Origin of the sequence: Mycobacterium sp. NPDC050853 (assembly GCF_040653875.1) — a bacterium.
Taxonomy (GTDB): Bacteria; Actinomycetota; Actinomycetes; order Mycobacteriales; family Mycobacteriaceae; genus Mycobacterium.
In genome coordinates this window covers 12,981-31,961 of the sequence record NZ_JBFAGW010000008.1, presented here as the reverse complement: position 1 = coordinate 31,961, position 18,981 = coordinate 12,981, and the positions used below count along the sequence as shown (strand labels likewise).

The 18,981-nt window shown below is 62.4% G+C and carries 19 protein-coding genes; 10 read left to right on the top strand and 9 right to left on the bottom strand.

The annotated features are described in order from the left end of the window. Positions 1-32: 32 nt before the first annotated feature. Complete coding sequence (locus AB0H22_RS21530) at positions 33-830, top strand: L,D-transpeptidase (protein ID WP_358149036.1); 798 nt, start codon at positions 33-35, stop codon at positions 828-830. Positions 831-999: 169 nt separating this feature from the next. On the opposite strand, the gene AB0H22_RS21525 is transcribed toward AB0H22_RS21530, so the two are convergent. After that, complete coding sequence (locus AB0H22_RS21525; protein ID WP_358148835.1) at positions 1,000-1,449, bottom strand: hypothetical protein; 450 nt, start codon at positions 1,447-1,449, stop codon at positions 1,000-1,002. A gap of 491 nt (positions 1,450-1,940) precedes the next feature. Further along, positions 1,941-2,942 (bottom strand): adenylate/guanylate cyclase domain-containing protein, encoded by a 1,002-nt coding sequence (locus tag AB0H22_RS21520; RefSeq protein ID WP_358148833.1) that lies wholly within the window; start codon positions 2,940-2,942, stop codon positions 1,941-1,943. A gap of 132 nt (positions 2,943-3,074) precedes the next feature. Here AB0H22_RS21520 and AB0H22_RS21515 point away from each other — a divergent pair, with 132 nt between their 5' ends. From AB0H22_RS21515 to AB0H22_RS21505, 3 genes are all read left to right on the top strand, one after another. Then, on the top strand, positions 3,075-3,521 hold the full coding sequence (locus AB0H22_RS21515) for a hypothetical protein (RefSeq protein WP_358149034.1): 447 nt from the start codon (positions 3,075-3,077) through the stop codon (positions 3,519-3,521). 178 nt (positions 3,522-3,699) lie between these two features. Beyond that, the gene (locus tag AB0H22_RS21510; protein WP_180749813.1) at positions 3,700-4,098 is read left to right on the top strand and encodes an MmpS family transport accessory protein; all 399 of its coding nucleotides are present in this window, start codon (positions 3,700-3,702) and stop codon (positions 4,096-4,098) included. A gap of 35 nt (positions 4,099-4,133) precedes the next feature. Next, on the top strand, positions 4,134-6,917 hold the full coding sequence (locus AB0H22_RS21505) for an RND family transporter (RefSeq protein WP_180749811.1): 2,784 nt from the start codon (positions 4,134-4,136) through the stop codon (positions 6,915-6,917). Here AB0H22_RS21505 and AB0H22_RS21500 read toward each other — a convergent pair. Together AB0H22_RS21500 and AB0H22_RS21495 are read right to left on the bottom strand one after the other, a co-directional pair. Beyond that, positions 6,841-8,103 carry a PepSY-associated TM helix domain-containing protein gene (locus AB0H22_RS21500; RefSeq protein ID WP_358149030.1) on the bottom strand — a complete coding sequence of 421 codons (1,263 nt, stop codon included), beginning with the start codon at positions 8,101-8,103 and terminating at the stop codon, positions 6,841-6,843. The genes AB0H22_RS21505 and AB0H22_RS21500 overlap by 77 nt on opposite strands. A 142-nt stretch (positions 8,104-8,245) precedes the next feature. After that, positions 8,246-8,941, bottom strand: a complete 696-nt coding sequence (locus AB0H22_RS21495) for a cupin domain-containing protein (protein WP_180749499.1) — start codon at positions 8,939-8,941, stop codon at positions 8,246-8,248. 157 nt (positions 8,942-9,098) lie between these two features. Here AB0H22_RS21495 and AB0H22_RS21490 point away from each other — a divergent pair, with 157 nt between their 5' ends. The 4 genes from AB0H22_RS21490 to AB0H22_RS21475 are packed head-to-tail and all read left to right on the top strand — an operon-like array spanning position 9,099 to position 12,266. Further along, positions 9,099-10,115 carry a nitronate monooxygenase gene (locus AB0H22_RS21490; RefSeq protein WP_358149028.1) on the top strand — a complete coding sequence of 339 codons (1,017 nt, stop codon included), beginning with the start codon at positions 9,099-9,101 and terminating at the stop codon, positions 10,113-10,115. A gap of 17 nt (positions 10,116-10,132) precedes the next feature. Then, positions 10,133-10,543, top strand: a complete 411-nt coding sequence (locus AB0H22_RS21485) for a tautomerase family protein (protein WP_180749497.1) — start codon at positions 10,133-10,135, stop codon at positions 10,541-10,543. Positions 10,544-10,573: 30 nt separating this feature from the next. Next, entirely contained in the window at positions 10,574-11,467 is an 894-nt protein-coding gene (locus AB0H22_RS21480) for a LysR family transcriptional regulator (RefSeq protein WP_180749496.1), read from the top strand. A 28-nt stretch (positions 11,468-11,495) separates the two neighbouring features. Next, positions 11,496-12,266 carry a DUF1906 domain-containing protein gene (locus AB0H22_RS21475; protein WP_358148830.1) on the top strand — a complete coding sequence of 257 codons (771 nt, stop codon included), beginning with the start codon at positions 11,496-11,498 and terminating at the stop codon, positions 12,264-12,266. Positions 12,267-12,293: 27 nt separating this feature from the next. Here AB0H22_RS21475 and AB0H22_RS21470 read toward each other — a convergent pair whose 3' ends face one another. After that, a complete protein-coding gene (locus AB0H22_RS21470) occupies positions 12,294-12,905 on the bottom strand; it encodes a TetR/AcrR family transcriptional regulator (RefSeq protein WP_358148828.1) in 612 nt (203 codons plus the stop codon). A gap of 128 nt (positions 12,906-13,033) precedes the next feature. Between AB0H22_RS21470 and AB0H22_RS21465 the strand changes: the two genes are divergently transcribed. Next, positions 13,034-13,969 carry a metal-dependent hydrolase gene (locus tag AB0H22_RS21465; protein WP_358148826.1) on the top strand — a complete coding sequence of 312 codons (936 nt, stop codon included), beginning with the start codon at positions 13,034-13,036 and terminating at the stop codon, positions 13,967-13,969. Between the two features lie 2 nt (positions 13,970-13,971). Beyond that, positions 13,972-15,114: a hypothetical protein gene (locus tag AB0H22_RS21460; protein WP_358148824.1), complete on the top strand. Its 1,143-nt coding sequence runs from the start codon at positions 13,972-13,974 to the stop codon at positions 15,112-15,114. A gap of 75 nt (positions 15,115-15,189) precedes the next feature. On the opposite strand, the gene AB0H22_RS21455 is transcribed toward AB0H22_RS21460, so the two are convergent. The 4 genes from AB0H22_RS21455 to AB0H22_RS21440 all read right to left on the bottom strand — a co-directional run bounded on the left by AB0H22_RS21455 (position 15,190) and on the right by AB0H22_RS21440 (position 18,974). Next, entirely contained in the window at positions 15,190-15,384 is a 195-nt protein-coding gene (locus AB0H22_RS21455; RefSeq protein WP_358148822.1) for a hypothetical protein, read from the bottom strand. 60 nt (positions 15,385-15,444) lie between these two features. Further along, the gene (locus AB0H22_RS21450) at positions 15,445-17,388 is read right to left on the bottom strand and encodes a YhgE/Pip domain-containing protein (RefSeq protein WP_358148820.1); all 1,944 of its coding nucleotides are present in this window, start codon (positions 17,386-17,388) and stop codon (positions 15,445-15,447) included. A 2-nt stretch (positions 17,389-17,390) separates the two neighbouring features. Then, positions 17,391-18,158 carry a hypothetical protein gene (locus AB0H22_RS21445; protein ID WP_358148818.1) on the bottom strand — a complete coding sequence of 256 codons (768 nt, stop codon included), beginning with the start codon at positions 18,156-18,158 and terminating at the stop codon, positions 17,391-17,393. A 141-nt stretch (positions 18,159-18,299) separates the two neighbouring features. After that, positions 18,300-18,974, bottom strand: coding sequence for a nitroreductase family protein (locus tag AB0H22_RS21440; protein ID WP_358148816.1), 675 nt, complete (start codon positions 18,972-18,974; stop codon positions 18,300-18,302). Positions 18,975-18,981 lie beyond the last annotated feature (7 nt).

Below are 18,981 nucleotides of genomic sequence, written 5' to 3'. Positions count from 1 at the left end.
GAGGGGTCGGGTCGATGAGGGCAGTTCTTCACATGGTTGTCGCGGTGTCCGTGGTCGCCGTGACGCTGGCAGGGCGTACTACCGGCATCGACACTACGGCTGTCAGCCTGCCGCTCGATCTGGATGTCAGGTCGATTACGCCCGCACCGGGCAAGCCGGTGGGTATCGCGCATCCGGTGGTGGTGACATTCAACGGACCCATCGCCAACCGCCAGGCCGCCGAGCGCGCCCTGGGGATCACATCCACGCCGGCCATGACGGGCACGTACGAATGGCTCGACAACAATGCCGTGCAATGGATTCCAGACCGGTTCTGGCCGTCGCACAGCACGGTGAGACTGATGGTGGGTGGCAAGCCCGCGGAGATCTCGACGGGCCCGGCCCTCATCGGTATCGCGAGCATCTCGCGGCACACTTTCACCGTGTCCTACGAGGGAGTGTGGAGGCGACCATCCGAGGGAACGACGGGATTACCTGCGCCGCACCATCTTCCTCGTATGGGCGAGGAGGGTGTCTTTCCGGCCTCTATGGGGCGGCCGGAGTATCCGACCCCTGTCGGCACCTACTCGGTTCTGGGGAAGGAGCGTTCAGTGCTGATGGATTCCAGTAGCGTCGGCATTCCCGTCACCGCTGCCGACGGCTACAAGATCGACGTGGAGAACGCCGTCCGCTTCACCAGCCGCGGCCTTTTCGTGCACTCGGCTCCCTGGGCCGTGCCGGCGATGGGCTACGAGAATGTCAGCCACGGCTGCATCAGCCTGACTCCGGCGGCCGCCGAGTGGTACTTCAACAACGTCAATGTCGGCGATCCGGTGGTCGTGCAGGAGTAGTAGCATATTCGTTTGAAATCCGTAGTAGCGCAGAATGTTTGGAACGTAGGGGATGCCTTAGGGCCTTATGTGCAGTCGCGTGATGGAGCCGCGGAAAGGCCGAGTAGCAATGATGCCGAGGCTGCTGTCGGCAGCCTCGGCATCATCGAAGAATTGGATTCGGCGACGATTAGCCTTGCGGGCCGGCCGGAGTCGGGACACCCGGTACCGGAGCACCCGGAACCGTAGAACCGACGGGCGCGCCCTTACCGGCAAGCACAGGCCCTGCGGCCACCGCCCCATCCAGGGGTGCTGCGGCAGGTACTACGGGTGCCGCCGGAACTACAGGTGCTGCCGGCACAATGGGAGCGGCCGGCACAATGGGAGCGGCCGGAACAATGGGAGCGGCGGGTGCCGCGACAGGTCCCGGCAGAATCGGCACGCCGGCTACGGGTGCCACTCCGGCGGCGGGAGCGCCGATCAGCGCACCCTTACCGGAGCCGCCGGTGCCGTCTTCGACGGCGTAGTGCGCACCGGCGAATGAGTCTGCGACTGCGGCGGGCGCCAATGCTACGGCGGCCGCGCATAAACCAGCGCTGGCAATTACCTGAATAGCCAATCGATCAGAGATGACCGCCACCGACCCGACTCCCTAGCTTATGCGTGTAAATCACGCTGATGAAATTCTCTGACTGAACTTTATAACGCTCCTAAAATGGCGTCCAGCTGACGTTCAGGTTGGTTATGAAGTTGATGCGAAAAATGAACTACTCCCGTGATCTAATAGGCGCACGGCGGTGATCAGATGTTAAGCACTGGTTATGCTAACAGGCATGTCAGAGGGCGCATCTCGGTAGTGCTGGGCGCTCGTCCCGGTGAGACGGAACCGTAACGGAAACGTATTCAATACGCGCTTCTTGTCGTGTATGCGGGCACGTATGTGCAGCGAATAAATCGCTCAAATTTGTGACAAGCGGGATGAATTTAGAGGTTCACAAAAGGCGTGCGAAATGAACCTGGTGTACAAATTCCCGCTCCGAAATTCTGCATCCGCCGTTACTCAAATTTGAATCCACGAATGCGTTAGGGGCTAGGACTTTCCAGCCGCACTTCGGCGCGTGCTCGTACCTGTCAGTGCTTTGGCGGTCGCAATACGTGCGAACCCAGCCGCGAGAACCCCTTGACCCGCACTCCGCGCAGGTGGCGGAGAGTGAACTCGCGGTGGCTGGTCAATGCCGCGGCGGCGCCGTCGTCGAGAAGTACCGTACCTGGGCGAGCGACGCCGGTCAGTCGCGCGGCGACGTTGACCACGGTTCCGTAGAGGTCGCCGAAGCGGGTCAAGACCTCCCCATATGCCAGACCTACGCGGATTTGAGGCATGTCCGGAATCGTTTGTGCCGCTTTAGCAATCGCGGTATTCATAGACAAGGCGATACGTGCGCCCTCGTCCACACTCGCGGCGGCGAACATGACCTCGTCGCCGACGTTCTTGATCACCCAGCCGCCGTGCGTGGTGATGGCTTCGGTGAGGGCAGTCTCGAACGCCTCCAGAAGGTTGGTCAGCTCAGTGGATTCGAGGTGGCGGGACAGGCGTGTGTAGCCGACCATATCGGCAAATCCGACGAGTAATTGCCTTGTGGTGCTACCGGATTCAATGGAACGAACGAGAGATGCCGCCAAATGTCGCTGCCACGCATACTCCTGCAACTCCGTAAGCGTGTCGATGGTTCGCGCGACGGCGTTGACGTTGAGCTCGGGCGTGGAGTCGCCACCCCCGGCCGTGATACGGCCTTCGATCTCACGAGTGATCAAATCCGCCTGCCATTCGGCCAATCGCGCCATGGCCTGACCGAGAGTACGGGCGGCGGCGATCTGGCTTTTTTCGTCCGCCTCCGTCACCGGACCCAGCGACGCGAAGGTGCGCACCGCGGCGATGTCGGCGTCGGTGAAGGCAACCTCGTCATCGGTCGCGGCCGCCGTAAAGCCCAGCGCCACCCAGAGTTTCCGGGCGCGTTCCACAGAGACCCCGGACAGCTCAGCCACTTGCGCGCGGGTGTACCGGCGCGGTCCTCCGAGTAAGGACTGTTCGATCGTCGCGTCGACCACCTCGTTGAGCCCGCCAGACTCGACCATCTCGCTAGTACAGCACAAGCGGGACCGGCTAACCAGATGTGCTCTGGCAGTGTCAGGAACCTTGACTTGATCCCGGGAAACCCCGAGTATCTCCAGGGAGATTGCTCGACAGTGAGGCAAAGGGACGGCGCGATGAACTGGAACTTCTTGGGGCATAACTGGCACCTCTTCGGGTACCTGGCGGTTTTCGCCTTCGTGGCCCTGCTGGCCTTCGCCACGTGCATGTTCGTGTACACCACGCGCCTGCGGACCCAAGCGTCGTCACCGCTGGCGGACAGGGTGGGTGGTTACCCATTCATCCTGAAAAAGGTGCGCAAACGCGAGCAGATGTCGGCGGACGAGCTCCGCTTTGCGCGGCAGGCAATTGCCGATCGGGGGTCGTTGTGGGCGTTCTCCATCCCGGCCACCATCTTCAGCCTCGGCTGCTTCTACGTGCTCGGCAGCCTCGAACAACTACACGGCGCCACCCCCTCCGAGCGAACGTTTCTCGGGGTGATCCCGATGATCTCGTCCATCAACATTACGGCGCAGGTACTCAGGATGAGAAGGCTGAAGGGGCGTCTGCCGAGCGCGTCATGAGGCCCATCTGACGGACTCTGGATGCGGTAAATGTTGGTCCGCGCATTCCCAGGTTGTGCTGATAGCATTTCCGACCGTACGAATGTCAGTTTCATTGACATGCGCGGGATGTGAGGTGCGGAAAGGTGGTTGGGTGAGCCCACGTTCGGTTGGCAGGACGGTCCTGGCACGAGCCTGGATGCCCTTGGTCGCCGTCATCGCGCTCGGTGTGGCGGGGGGCTCGATGTTGAAGGTTCACCAGCTGTCCGCTCCTGGACCCGTGATCACCGTCAACCCACCGCAGGCACCGCCGGAGTTCACGCCCAAGACGCTCACGTACGAGATATTCGGCTCGGTCGGGAACGGCGGGATGTTGAGCTATGTCGATATCGACGGTCACCCACACCAGGTTGACCTGACCGCGCTCCCCTGGTCTCACACGGAGACGACGACTCTCACCGTGGTGTCGGGCAGCATCTCCGCGCAGGTGCACGGGGGTCAGATCGGTTGCCGGATACGAGTGAACGACGTTGTCCGCGACGAGCGGTCGGATGATCATCAGGATGCGAACGTTATGTGCAGGGTGAAGTCGGCATGAGCGAGCACCGGGTGAAGCGACCGTTCGTCGCTCGGATGGTCCGCATCCTGGCTGTACCCATCATCGTGTTCTGGGCCATTGTCGCGGTGACGACGAATACGTTTGTGCCGCACGTGGAAGATGTCGCCACGGAGCTCGCGGGGCCGATGATTCCGCACTATGCCCCGTCGCAGCGGGCGATGCTGCAGATCGGTGAGAAGTTCCAAGAGTCGACGTCCACCAGCTTGACCATGCTCGTGTTGGAAGCCGACCGGCCCCTCGGCGATGCCGATCACCAGTACTACGACGATCTGGTGCGCAGGCTGAAGAACGACACCGAACACGTGCAATACGTGATGGACACCTGGGGGAAGCCCATCACTGCGGCCGGGGCGCAGAGCCTCGATGGCAAGTCCGCGTTTGTCTTGTTGCGATTGGCGGGTGATATCGGCCAGATGCAGGCCAACCGCTCCGTTGATGCGGTGCGCGACCTGATCGACAAGGACACGCCACCGGCCGGACTCAAGGTCTACGTCAGCGGCGCGGCTCCGCTCGCCTCGGACACGCTGAGCGTCGCTAACTCGAGCCTCAACAACATCACGATCGTCACGATCTTCCTCATCATCTTCATGTTGCTGATGGTGTACCGCTCCGTCACCACGATGCTGGTGCCGTTGTTCGGAGTTCTGGTCGAAATGCTGGTTGCAAGGGGAGTTGTCGCCACCCTCGGGCACTTTGGGTACATCGAGCTGTCCTCGTTCGCCGTCAACATCGTCATTTCGCTGACGCTTGGTGCGGGGACGGACTACGGCATCTTCTTGCTGGGGCGCTATCACGAGGCGCGGAACGCGGGGTTGAGTCGAGAGGAGGCGTACTACGCGGCCTACCGTGGCGTCTCCCACGTGATCATCGGCTCAGGCCTGACGATCGCGGGGGCGGGTCTGTGCCTAAGTTTCGCCCGGCTCAACTACTTCCACACCATGGGTCCGGCTGTCGCCATCGGCATGCTCTTGACCATCGCGGCAGCACTGACGCTCGGACCGGCCATGTTGAGCCTGGGCAGCCTATTCGGGCTCTTTGACCCCAAGCAGAAGGCCAAGGCACGTCTGTATCGGCGCATCGGGGCGAGCGTGGTGCGCTGGCCCAAGCCGATCCTGGTGGCAAGCACCGCGGCTGTTCTGGTCGGGGCGGTTTTTGTGCCGACTTACCAAGTGAACTATGACGATCGCGCCTACCAGCCGGCGGACGCTCCGGCGAAGGAAGGTTTTGCGGCCGCAGACCGGCACTTCCCGCCGAGCAAGCTGTTCACCGAGATGCTCATGGTTGAGTCGGATCACGATATGCGCAACTCGGCCGATTTCATCTCCCTGGACCGGGTCGCGAAAGGCCTTGTCCGGCTTCCCGGTGTCGCGATGGTGCAGAGCATTACCCGGCCCATGGGGCGCGCACTCGAACATGCCTCTCTGCCTTACCTGTTCACAACGCAGGGAAGTGGGAACGGTCAACAGCTCCCGTTCACCAAGGCGCAGAACGCCAACACCGATAAACAAGCCCAGATCATGGCGCATTCCGTCGCGGTGCTGCGGCAAACCGTCGACCTGACGCAAAAACTGGCGGACGAAATGCACAACACCGTCGTGACGATGGAAGACATGCAGCAGGTCACCCAAGACATGAACGAGAAGGTCTCGAACCTCGACGACTTCATGCGTCCCCTGCGCAACTATTTCTATTGGGAGCCACACTGTTTCGATATCCCCGTGTGCTTGTCCTTTAGATCGTTGTTCGACATGCTCGATAGCATCGACAAACTGGCGGCCGACATCAAGGATGCGGTGGGCTCCCTCGAAGCCGTCGACAAACTGTTGCCTCAGATGGTGTCGCTACTGACGCTCACGGCCAACGACCAGGAGGCCTTGCAGGCCCTCATCGTCAATACGTACGGGCAGACGAATCTGCAGGCCACCGCCACGGACCAGACCTTCGACGACATGATCAACGTGGGTAATGACTTCGACAAATCCCGCAGTGACGACTTCTTCTATATTCCACACGAGGCCTTCGACAACGAGGACATCAAAACCGGTATGACGCTGATGATGTCGCCGGATGGCAAGGCTGCCCGGTTCATCGTCACCCACACGGGAAATGCCATGGGCCCGGAAGGCATTGAGCACGTCGACGATTTCCCCGATGCCGTCACGACGGCATTGAAGGAGACCTCGCTAGCAGGCTCCAAGGTCTACATCGGTGGCGCCGGGTCGAACAACAAGGACATCAAGCAATACTCGGCGTCCGATCTGCTCATCGCCGCGATTGCAGCCTTCACATTGATCTTCTTGATTATGATGGTCATCACGCGAAGTCTGGTGGCCCCCTTCGTCATTATCGGCACGGTGGCATTCTCGTTCGCGGGGGCGTTCGGCCTTTCGGTGCTCATCTGGCAGCACATCGTCGGTCTGCCGCTGCACTGGCTGATCCTGCCGCTGACGTTCATCATCCTGGTAGCGGTCGGCTCGGACTACAACCTGCTGTTGATCGCTCGCCTCAAGGAGGAGACGCACGCCGGGTTGAACACGGGGCTGATTCGGGCGCTGGGAAGCACCGGTGGCGTGGTGACCTCCGCGGGTTTGGTTTTCGCCTTCACCATGTTGGCCATGCTGTCGAGCGATCTGCGAACCATCGGCCAGGTGGGCACCACGGTGTGCATCGGCCTGTTGCTCGACACGCTGATCGTGCGCTCGTTCATCGTGCCGTCGCTCGTCAGGCTTCTGGGGACGTGGTTCTGGTGGCCGACAAGGGTTCTCGCTCGTCCGCGCCGGGAATCTGCATCGCCCTGACACGGGCACGTAGCCGGGCTCGGCGCCGCCAGTGCCAGGTGCTGAAGCCGGTGAGGGCAAGCAGCAGTGGAGTCATTCCTAGGATGAACCAAAATGCGCGCCAGTAGCCGTTGACTGCAAGGCCGAAATGGGCAGCAGGCCCGGCCCATTCGTCAGCGAGGGTATTGGACGCAGTCGGAGGCTTTCCGCGAAGGACCTGCACGTGTCCGGCATCGTGGGCGTCTACGCTCACCGAACGGTTCCCATGGTAATTGGGGCTGTGTGCCCGTAGGTCTGGTCCGTCACGGTCGAGCAGGTCGACGGTGTAGAACGGATTATCGTCGTCCGGCATGCCTATCCAGGTCACCTCGGCCCCGGGGAAGTTGCTTGCGGCGGCGGCCGCTGCACGCTCCACACTGACCTCCTGATCACCGTGCTCCCCTTCGGGGGCGTTCAAGACGGGCTCGTAGGCCCGGCCACCGGTCATCGAGTACCAGAGGTTGGTGAGTCCTGGGATCTCGAACTGCAGCCCGGTCAGCCCCCAAAGCAGCAGCGGTACGGTCGCGGTGATGCCGATGAGGGCATGGAGATCGAAATCACGGGCGAACCGCCCGAAGGCCCACCGGACACGCAAAGCGTTGCGCAGCTTGCGGATCGCCTTCCACCAGATGAATGGCGCTGGCATCACCAGCAGTAGCAGGATGAGAGCTGCGAATGCCAGCAGCGCCGATCCCCAGGACAATCCCGAGAACACGCTCAGATGCGCCAGCGGGGTCGGCTGGTCCAGGAATGGCAAGTAGCCGCTGTAGTCATCACAGGTGAACCCGCAATCGTGCATGTTCACCAGGAACCCCAGCATGCCGGCGCCGAGATCAACTCTCCCGTTGAAAAGGCCGGTCCCCGCATCGACGAAGAAGGTGTCGTGCGTGCCGGACGAGGCGCTCAGCAGGTACACGCCGTCTTTGAGAGAAGCACTCGCAATCTGGATTTCGGGAAAGCGGGACTGTACTTCGGCGATCGCCTGCGCGAACCCAGCCGGTTCCGCGGTGGGTGTGGTGTGGAACATCTCGGGGTGCAATATGCGAACCAGCTCCGGCTGGTACACGAGGAGGGCACCGCTGGTGCTGACGATCACCACCAGGAGCCCGCAGATAAGACCCACCCAGCGATGGCTCAGCACCAAAGCCCGCCGGGTTCTTAACGCCACACCGCGGCGACGGGAACCGCTGCGCGATACGCGGGATGTAGACACCTTCTCCTCCAGAACCCGCACCGACGGTTACCCGGGAAGTAACGCTAGCGTCAGTCGATCTTGAAAAGGGACGTCCCCATCGCCTTCGCATGGTGCCTTACGTCCTCGGTCTGCGCAGGATGGTGATGGACTCGTCGATCTTCTTGAACGTGGAGAAGGTCTCCGTCGGCACTCCGAACACCGCGGCCAACACATCGGGTGGGAGCTTGCTGATCGAGGCGCCAATCCCGATGTCGTCCTTACCTTCTGCGGTGCTGGCGTTGAATACGATCAGCAGCTTGAGGTCTTCGGTGCCCTTGTTCTCGAAGTAGTGCAGTGATCCCTGTGGTGCGAAGACGACATCGCCGACACGGGCGTCGAAGGTTTCGGCGTGTCCCTCCGGGTCCAGCAGCGTCCACTTCGCGACGCCGCTGGTGATGATGTTGATCTCCCAGGCGCTGGGATGCCAGTGCGGTTCTCGAATTCCACCCGGTTGCAGGGTCACCATGACGATGCTGGCCTGCTGTCCGGTGAGGATGGGGAAGTTGCCCTCATGAGCTTGGCGCAGATCGCCACCGTCGAAGGTGGTCGGTGCCAGTGCGCCGAGGTGAAACATGTGTGGCTGTGCGGTATTCAGTTCGGCGGGGATGCGTGGATCCCCGAACCGGGCGGCGTCGTCGGTCACGATCTCTTCCTTCTGGTTGTCGTGGGAGCGCGGGGAGAAGAGCGCCCGATCCGCACCGGCACCAGCGGCGGCCGCGACCCCCGCCACGCCGACGCCGCCGAGCATGGTGCGTCGATTAATCGGCTTCATCCCGTCACGGTATGACTGCGCGCACTGATAGCGAAAGACGATAGAAGTGATTACTTCAAACTGAAACAGCGATTAATACCCGCCGTCACGGGTCCGTCGCACCTTCTCGCTTGATGGGGGCTCTATATATGAGCATTCTGAAAAACAGAATGCTCATATCGCTAGAAACCGATTTAACTGCGGTTTCTCATCGGCATACGGTGAACACGTGAACCTGGAAACGCGCCTAACCCGCCGCCTTGGCATTGAGCATCCGGTGGTGCTCGCACCGATGGACGATGTCGCAGATGCGCGTTTGGCGGGTGCGGTCGGTGCCGCGGGCGGTCTCGGCTTGCTCGGCGGCGGATATGTCGACGAGGCATGGATTAGTCGACAGTTCGAGCAGGTCTCGGCTCCGTTGGGATGCGGATTCATCACCTGGAACCTGGCAGGCAAGGAACACGTGCTGGACTACGTGCTCGATCAGCGGCCCGCGGCAATCTTCCTGTCCTTCGGAGATCCCGCACCGTACGCGCCGCGTATCCGCGCCGCCGACGTGCCGTTGATCTGCCAGGTCCACAATCTTGAGCAAGCCGCCCGCGCCATCGAGGTTGGTGCCGATGTCATCGCCGCCCAGGGCGGAGAGGCCGGTGGTCACGGTGCCGGGCAACGCTCGACCTTCACCTTGGTGCCGGAGATTGCCGATATGGTCGCCGGCACCGCACCCGACGTCTTGGTGCTCGCCGCCGGGGGAGTCACGGACGGCCGAGGTCTGGCGGCTGCGCTCGCTCTCGGGGCCGATGGCGTATTGGTTGGAACCCGATTCTGGGCTGCGCAGGAGGCGGCGATCCCTGCGGCCGCGCAACGGCGCGGTCTGCTGGCCAGTGGAGATGACACGATCCGTCAGCACGTCTACGACATTGTGCGCGAAAAGAAGTGGCCGAGCGGCTACAGCGGCCGAGTACTGCACAACGACTTCGTCGACAAGTGGCATGGCCACGAAGCCGAGCTCACCCGACATCGCGCCGAAGCTCACGCCGATTACGAGGCGGCGGTCAACGCCGAGGACTACGCCACCGCGAATCTGATCATCGGCGAGGGGATCGGTCGGATACGGCGAATCGAGAGCGCCGCCGACATCGTGCACTCCATGGTCGCCGAGGCAGCCACCATCCTCCAACGTCCCCAACTCTGAAACAAAGGAGCCAACTCATGCCATTGGTGCGTATCGATCTGACCGCGGACCGGTCAACCGAAGAGCGGCGTGCAATCGCCGACGCAATACACGAGGCATTGGTCGAGGTGTTGAAAATTCCTGTGCGCGATCGATTTCAGATCATCACCGCCCACGACCCCGCGGAGATCATCGCCGAGGATGCGGGATTGGGGTTCCAACGGTCACCCCGCGTGGTGATGGTGCAGATCTTCACCCAAACCGGCCGCTCGACGGAAACCAAGCAGCGTCTCTTCGCCACAGTTGCCGACAAGCTTGCCGCTGTGGGGGTCGACGGCGCCGACTTCTTCGCAGGCATCAACGAAAACGGGCCGCAGGATTGGTCATTCGGTTTCGGCGTTGCTCAGTACGTCACCGGTGAACTCGCCGTACCGGCTGCGGTGAACTGATGATGATGGATCCCTGGCAGCATGGACATCATGGAGCTGAGTGACGTCATCTTCTTCTTGGCGGTCGCTGAGGCCGGCGGTATCTCGCATGCATCGAAGAAGCTGCATACCGTGCAATCGAATGTCAGCACCCGCATCAAGTCGTTGGAGGATGAACTCGGCGTCGAGCTGTTTCGACGGCACGCTCGCGGCGTCACCCTGACCAATGCGGGTGAGGCATTCCTGCCGTACGCGGAACGGATGACGGCGCTCATGCGGGAGGCCTCACAAGTGGTCGGCAACGAGGCCGAGCCCACCGGGTCTCTCGCGATCGGGGCGATGGAAACCACCGCAGGCCTCCGTCTGCCCGACGTCCTGGCGGCCTATACCGCCTCGTGCCCCCGAGTGGACCTGACTCTCATCACAGGAACCAGCGCTGAGTTGAACGATATGGTCATCGACCATCGACTCGACGGCGCTTTCGTCTGTGGCCCAGTCGAACACGATGCCCTCACGGTAGATCCGGTCTTCGTCGAAGAACTCGTGTTGATCACCGCGCAGCGTCATAACGACATGCGAGAGGCCCTCGATGCGTCTCGCCGGATGCTCGTCTTCCGCAACGGATGCGCCTATCGAGACCGGCTGCATCAGATCCTTCGGGATCACGGGGTCGCCGATCCACACGTCCTGGAGTTCGGCAGCATCGAAGGCATCCTCGGCTGCGTCGCGGCGGGGATGGGCGTCGCACTGCTCCCTGCTGGTGTCGTCACCGCCTCGACGCGGTCCACCGCACTTCGCCTGCACCGTCTTCCCGGTGCGCAGGCCAGAGCCGAAACGGTGTTCGTCCGCCGTGTCGATTCGGTTCTCTCACCGGCGATGTCACAGTTCCTGCGTGACCTCCAGCGTGCCGATACACCGGTGATGCTGCGATCTGTCGCACCGTGATCCGGACTGTGCAATACGCTTACCGGTCGTGACGGATTCCGTTTCACGACGCGAAGTTCTTAGATTGTTGACCATCGCCCCGGTGCTCGCCGGTGCGGGCATCTCGGTGGCGACCGCGCCGAAGGTCCATGCCGCCAACCTGCGGCTTATCGACTTCACAGAGCGGCTGGTCAAGCCCGAGTCGATCAAGGCGGCAGGCTTTGACGGGGCACTGGTTTATGTGTCCGAGCTACGGCCAGGTGCCACGTTCGATTTCAAACCGGTCACTCGCGAGTACACCGACGCCCTGCGTGCGGTCGGTCTACATGTCGTGAGCTGTTACCAGTTCGGGAAGCCCGGCTGGCCGACACCGTCCGACTTCACTCGCGGATACGACGGTGGCGTTGCCGATGGGCGGACCGCGCTGCGGCTGCACGCCGCGGCCGGCGGCCCGGATACGGCGCCCATCTTCTTCAGTGTCGACGAGGATGTGGACGCCAAAGCATGGAAAAGCACTGCGGTTCAGTGGTTTCGGGGCATCAACTCGGTGTTGGGTGCCGCCCGGACCGGTATCTACGGGCATAACCGTGCGTGCGCCTGGGCGATCGATGACGGGGTCATCGGGCACTCGACCACATCGGGTTATCACTGGGCGTGGCAGACCAAGGCCTGGTCGCGCGGTGAGCGGGAACCGGCGGCGGTGCTCTATCAATCCGAAGTAGTGACCGCCTCAGATCCAGGTGTCGTGATCGACGATGTTCATGTCGACGTGGATGAGGTGCTTGCCGCCGACTTCGGTCAGTGGGGCCTTGTTCGGTGACCTACTCGGCGGTGACGGTGACGCCGCTCAGGTATTGCCCTTTTGCGCCAGGATGGCTCCGCCGAGCCAGCGCTTGAGGAATTGACGCAGCTCATCGCGGGAGCGGGTCGGCTCATTGGGGGAGACGAAGAACGACAGCATGATTCGTAGTGCGAACTCCACCAGACCGTCTTTGGCCGCGTCGTCGTAGCCATAGTGGTCCCAGTCCACGTCGAACCTGCTGAGCATGCGCAGACCGAACGCCTGGGCCTCGTCGGAGGTCATATCGCTCGTGTGCGAGTGTGCGTACGGCTCAGACATCATGATGCCCAAATGCGGTGTGCGGGCGACCTCTTCGAGGGTGAAGAGCACGCCTTCGGTGAGCGCATCGGCGGGATCGGTAATGCCACGCACGACGTCGGTCAGTCGGTCGAGGAATCCGTCGACTGAGGCGATCGCCGCGGCATGCATGAGTGCGTCGGTGGTGGGGAAGTATCGATAGACGGTTTGGCGGATGATGCCGAGCTCGGCCGCGACCTCGGCGAGGCTGACTCCCGATCCGGTCTCACCGATCAACTTCACGGCCGCGGCGACAATCCGCCGGGTTGCTTCGTCATCTGTACTGGGCGGTTGTCCGTCCCATCCCCGTCTACGCGCCATCGTTGAGTCCCCCGGCCGCCGGCATCTCTGCAGCATATCGCCGTTGACATAGCTCGCTCGTTCAAGTAATCATACAGAAAGACGATAATGCGTCTTATTGTATGTTCTGAAATAAGCGAGGTGCCTCCATGACGGAACTCATCGTGCGCAAGCTGCGGTTTGCGTTCGCCGACCATCACGTCCCGTTCCTGTGGAACGAGTCCAACCCCGCGTTTTCGAGCATGGCCAACGCGGTGTCCTTCCTTGCGATCGCCTTCGAGAAGATGATCGGCCAGATGATCCCCGAGGCCATCCCGCTGATCTCCGACCCCAAGATTGCAGAGGAGGCTGAGGCCTTTGTCCGGCAAGAGGGGCAGCACTCCATGGGGCATCGGCAGCACGCTAAAGGTCTGATCAAGAGTTACCCGGGACTCAAGGAGACCCTCGACGAGGTCATCGCGTCGTTCGATGACCTGACCGCCAAAACGCCGCTGAAATACCGGTTGGCGTACACCGCGGATCTGGAAGCCACCTTCACGCCGGTCTTCAAGCTGATGCTCGACCATGACGACACCCTGTTCGCGCCGGGAGACGATCGCGTCGCCTCGTTGTTCCTGTGGCATTTCGTCGAGGAGGTCGAACACCGAAGCTCGGCGCTGATCATCTACGACGCGGTGGCCGACGATCCCTGGTACCGAATGCGTATGGCTCCGTCGATCTTCAAACATGTGTGGGCGGTGCTGCGCATCGCGTGTGAAGGGTTCAACAAGCATGTTCCCCTCGAAGACCGCAAGGTAGACGCCCTGTCGATGTTCGGCATGCAGGCCCGCAAAAAGGCGTTGCTGCAACGCCTCCCGTTTGGAGATGCGCCTAATGACGGGCCCGTCGAGAACGCATTCAGCCACCTGCCGGTGCGAGAGGTGATAGTCGCGCTGTCGGGCGCGGTGCGCAGTCAGATCCCTGGGCACAATCCGGCACATGAGAAGCTGCCCGTCCTGGCCGACGAGTGGTTCGCGCGCTATGAGGCCGGGTACGAAGTCACCCAGTGGTACACGGCCAATCAATCAGCACAGGTGGGAGTCTGAGCATGTCTGATCTGTGTGCACCGACATTCGCCGATCTCGCGTCCCGCCTTGGGTTCTCTTGTGACACAGCGGGAGGGCTCGTCGCGTTTCGCAGTCCGTTCTCTCTAGAGAACTGGACGCTGCCTGTCCTGGAGCTGACCGTGATCGCCGGTGCCGTTTTGGCGCTGGTGTACGCGATCGTCCGGCTGCGCCGCCACAATGATCCGACCAACATCGTGGTCTGGTTCGGGGCGATCGCCTATCTGTTGATCATCGAACCGCCGCTGTACTTTCCCGGGCCGTTCGGCATCAGCGAGCATGTCGACACGATGTTCGCGCACAACGTATTTACCGTGGACTTTCTTTGGGGCCGGTTGCCGCTGTACATCATCGCGATCTACCCGATGATGGCCACCGTGGCCTTCGAGATCGTGCGGACGCTGGGAGTCTTCCGCCGCTACGGAGTCCTGGTAGGGGCGACCTGTGTCGGCCTGGTACACCACGTGTTCTATGAGATCTTCGACCATCTCGGACCGCAATTGCGATGGTGGGAATGGACTCTGGACAACCCGATGAACAAGCCGTTCTTCGACTCGGTGCCGATGGGCAGTGTGGTCGTCTTCGCCGCGCTGTGGCCGATGTCGCTGGCATTCTGTGTGCAGCTGTTCGTCGGCCGCCAGGTCGATGATGGCCGCACCTTCAGCGGTGGCCAACTGCTCTGGCGCACAGTCGTTATCGGTGTAATGGCTTCGATCGGAACCGCAGTCTTGCCACTGCCCGCCACCATCGCGGGGGCCGTATCGGGTAGCACCACCGCGGTCGGTGTCGTCTATGCGCTGGAGCTGATCGCCGTGGTGGCGGTGGCTGCACCCGTACTCATCAAACAATGGCTCGGTGTTCGCCGTGGCGGCACGGACCGTTACACCACCCATCCGGCCATCCTCATCTACGCCGCGATCTACCTGGCGGTGATGACGGTGCTGTGGGCGACCGCACTGTCCGACTACTTCGGCGCGACGAATGGACTTACCTCCAACGGCGATCCGATCGGAAGTCTCTGGTACACCGTCCTGTGTCTCGTTGTCGCGGCGGCGAGTGTGGGGGCGGCAGCCGGCGTTGTCGCCCGCACCCGCCATGTGTCTGAAACAGTCACGGTTACTTCATAAGTTCCGTGCCGACGAGGAGATCCTCGATGACGGAGCTACGGAACTCGCCGGTGGCCTCGGTTCCGTCGATGTTCATCAGTAGTACGACTGCACGGCTATGGTCCGCGCTGAGCACGCCCGCATGCGGTCCTGGATCCTCGATTCGAACTCGCGGCGCCAATCCTCGAATGACCGGTCGGCCGCACGGCGCCCGCACCCCGAGAGCGCGGCGGGGATAAGTAGCGCGGTCAGACCCACCTTGAGCATGGTGCGCCGCGTGAAGGGCACCATCAGGAGTCCTTCACGGTGAGCACGGTGTGTGGCGGCAGCTGTAGGGACATGTAGTAGTGCTCACATCTTGATCGACGGCAGCAGCCTCGTCAGATTCCACAGTTGATTGCGCCGAGCCGACAGGCTCGTGATCAGGAGCCCACCCAGCGCGATACAGAGCAGTGTGATTGCCGCCTGCCACAACCGGCCATCGATACCACCCAAGATCAGCTGACGTAACCCGTTGACCCCGTATGTCATCGGGTCGTACTTGTGAAGGATCTGGAACGGTTTCGAGGTGGTTTCCACGGGGTACATGCCGCCGGCACTCACTAGCTGCAGCATGAGCAGCGCCATGATGAGGACGCGACCCACTGCCGGGCCGACGAGCGCGTTGATGGCCTGCGTCGCGGCGACGAAAGCGAACGAGATCAGCACCATGAACGCCAGCATGGCGACGGGATGTGCGGCCTGCATTCCGAGGCCGAACCGCACCACGCAGTACAGGATGACCGCCTGGAAGATTCCGATCACGGCGGCGGGTAGATAGCTGGACAGCGCCACCCGTAGGGGCAGCACCTCCGCGGCGATCGCGCGGGTTTGCAGGGGCCGCAAGATCATCCACAGCACCAATGCTCCGAAGAACAACGCGAGCGTGAGGAAGAACGGTGCCATGCCGGTCCCGAAGTTTGGTGCGGCATTCTCGTGTGAGGTCTCCAAATGGACGGGGCCGCCGATGGTATCGGCGATGGCGTCCTTTTGTTGAGTGCTCCAGTGGGGCGCCTGCTTGGCCCCGTCGGCGAGCTTGGTCGCCAATTCGGCCGACCCGGATCGCAGTTGCGCGGTACCCGATTTCAGTTGTTGCGCACCGTCATCCATTTGGGCGATACCGCTGGCCAGTTGCGCGTTTCCGGTGGCGAGCTGCTGCGCCCCGCTACGCATCTGGGTGAGCTTGTTGGTGAGGTCCTGCCCCTTACCGCCGACGCGGTCCAGCGCGGATCGCAGTGGGCTACCGGGGCCCAGCGTCTCCGTCATCGCGATGGCCGCATTCTCCGCGTCGGTGAGCTGCTGACGGATCTGTGGCGAGAACTGATGCCCGCGAAGCTGGTCCTGAATATCGCGCAGGGTGTTCGCGGCCGGATCTTGGCGTGCCGCAAGCTGATCGATGACGGACGTGAGCGAGTTCGCGGCGGTGTCCTGTGCCTTTGAGATGCCATTGATCTGGTCGTTGGCCTGCCGGAGTGCCTCCGTCCCCTGCTGTAGTTTGTCGGTGCTTCCGCCGATTGTCGCGACCGCCTTGGTCACCGTCAGTAAGGGATCGGTGGCCTGGTTGATGCCGTCGGACAGCTGCTTGGCGCCGGTGGCCAATTGCGCGGACCCGGGCCGGGCCGTGTGCAGCCCGGTGGCCAGCTGCCCCGCGCCGTCGTCAACCTTGGCCGCGCCATCGGCTAGTTGTTGGGCACCGTCGGCTGCCTGTTGGATACCCGCACCCGACGAAACCACCACGGAAAGAACCTGATTAACGGCCTGGCCGGAGATCCGCGTCGAAACGGCGTTGAGCACCTGGTCGATGGCGGTGCGGCCGATACTCGACGAGATGTAGTTGTTTGCGTCGTTGTAGACGGCGACCAAGTTGGCCTGTTTCGGTTGTCCGGTCAGCGGTGACGCGATGGCCTCGCTGAAATCGGGAGGCAACTCCAACATGAAGTAGTACGTGCCGTGGTCCACCCCGTTGCGTGCCTCGTCGAGGTTGACGACGTGCCAGTCCATGCTGCCGTCGGCGGTGAGGCTCTTGGAGATCTCCTCGCCGATGTTCACCTGTTGGCCGGAGACGACGGCGCCCTTATCGGCGTTGACCAGTGCCACGGGCATCTTGTTGACGTGGCCGAAGGGATCCCAATACGCCCACAGGTACAGCGCGCCGTACACCAACGGCAGCAGCATGAGCACCACGATGGCGGCGCGGGTCATTCGGCTACGGCCGAAACGCTTGATCTCCGAACCGAATGCAAGTCCAGCGAGCATGGTCATTCCTTCCCGGTCAATATCCGGTGATCGTGCAAGTCGTGGATGGGTGCGTCGGTGCCCAGCGGGTTGGTCACCCCGACGATGACGGTGCGTTGTTCGGCGATGATGCCCAGCCGTTCGACGGCCGTCGTGCGCCGCAGGTTGTCCCGGACCTGTTCGAGGTCCCCCACAACGAGGATCGGGCGCTCCGAGAGCAGCGCCAACGTGATCCTCAGCAGGAACAGCTCGAGATCGGAGAGTTCGACGATGTAGGTGCCTCCCGACGGTGGCGGGAGCTCACCGAACACCTCGGCCAGTTTGTCGCGTCCGGTGTCGGCCGGGACTCGCGAGAACCACGGTGCCAGCCAGCGGACCTGTTCGGCGAGCACGGTCTGGACGGTCACGGTCTCTTCCAGCTCGTCGATATCGGCGAACGCGGCGATGGCGCAGTGCCGGCGAATCGCACGGGGGTCGGTGTCGCCCATCACGGTGACGGTGCCGTGGCTGGGCTTGAGCCGGCCGGCCAGTGCCAGCAGCAGCGTGTGCTGTCCGGGTCCGCCGGGCATTTGGATGGCGTGAAACCCGGACGTGAGCTCCAGATCGATATCGGCGAAGAGCGGTCCGTGCTCGCCGTCCACACCCAACCCGGCAGCGGTGATGAGCGCCGGGGTGGTCTCGGTCTCCGTCTCGGCGTCCGGCGGATCCTGGAGAGATTCGTCGCCCGGCTTCTCGGGTAGGGCGATATCCGATTCGTCCGGCGTGGTGCCCGGTTCGTCCTGTGCGTCCATGGGTTGCTCGTTTCAGATCGCGGACTGACGCGTCTATTCGATCAAACACCAGGCTGCCAGGGGAAATCAGTGTGACGTCGCATATTCACGCCGTCAGGAGTGATGCCTCCGGGTTCCCCTGGTCACAGCCGGCGGGCACATTCAGTCGTTCGCAGGCGAGAAAGGGTCCCCGTCGAAGCGTTCGAGGGTGACGAACTCGTCGATGTTGTTGCGTCTCAGCCTGGTCAGTTGCTTGACCGGCTTGCCGATGGGTAGCACCGCGGCCACCGCATACGTATCGGGAATGCCCAGCAGTTCACGCACTTTGGGCTCCTGTGCCACGGCCATCGTGGTGAGGGTTCCGCCGAAGCCCTCCGCGCGCGCGGCCAGCAGAATGTTCCAGACCAGCGGATAGATCGACGCTCCGCTGATCACGCCGACACGATCCAGATCCTGATCAGCCGCGGCGACGAGACGCAGGTCCAGGCATACGACAAGGACCACGGACGCGGTGCGCAGCGGTTCGACGACCGACTCGGGGACCGTGGTCGCCGCGATGGTCTCCGGGGCAACCTGTGTGGGGATGACCGGATTCCACGGTGTCTCACCCGCCATGATCTGTGCGTAGTAGCGCTGCGCGCCCGGCTTGGTCGCCTCGGCGAGAGCCTCACGCGTCCCGTGGTCTCGGACCACGATGATGTGACCTGCCTGTCGGTTGCCCCCGCTCGGTGCGAACCGCGCGTTGTCCAGGATGCGGTCTAAGACCTTGTCGGGCAGTGGTTCCCCGGTGAACTCGCGTGCCGCGAATGTCGTGCGCATGACGTCGTAGAGCTCCATGTCGTCA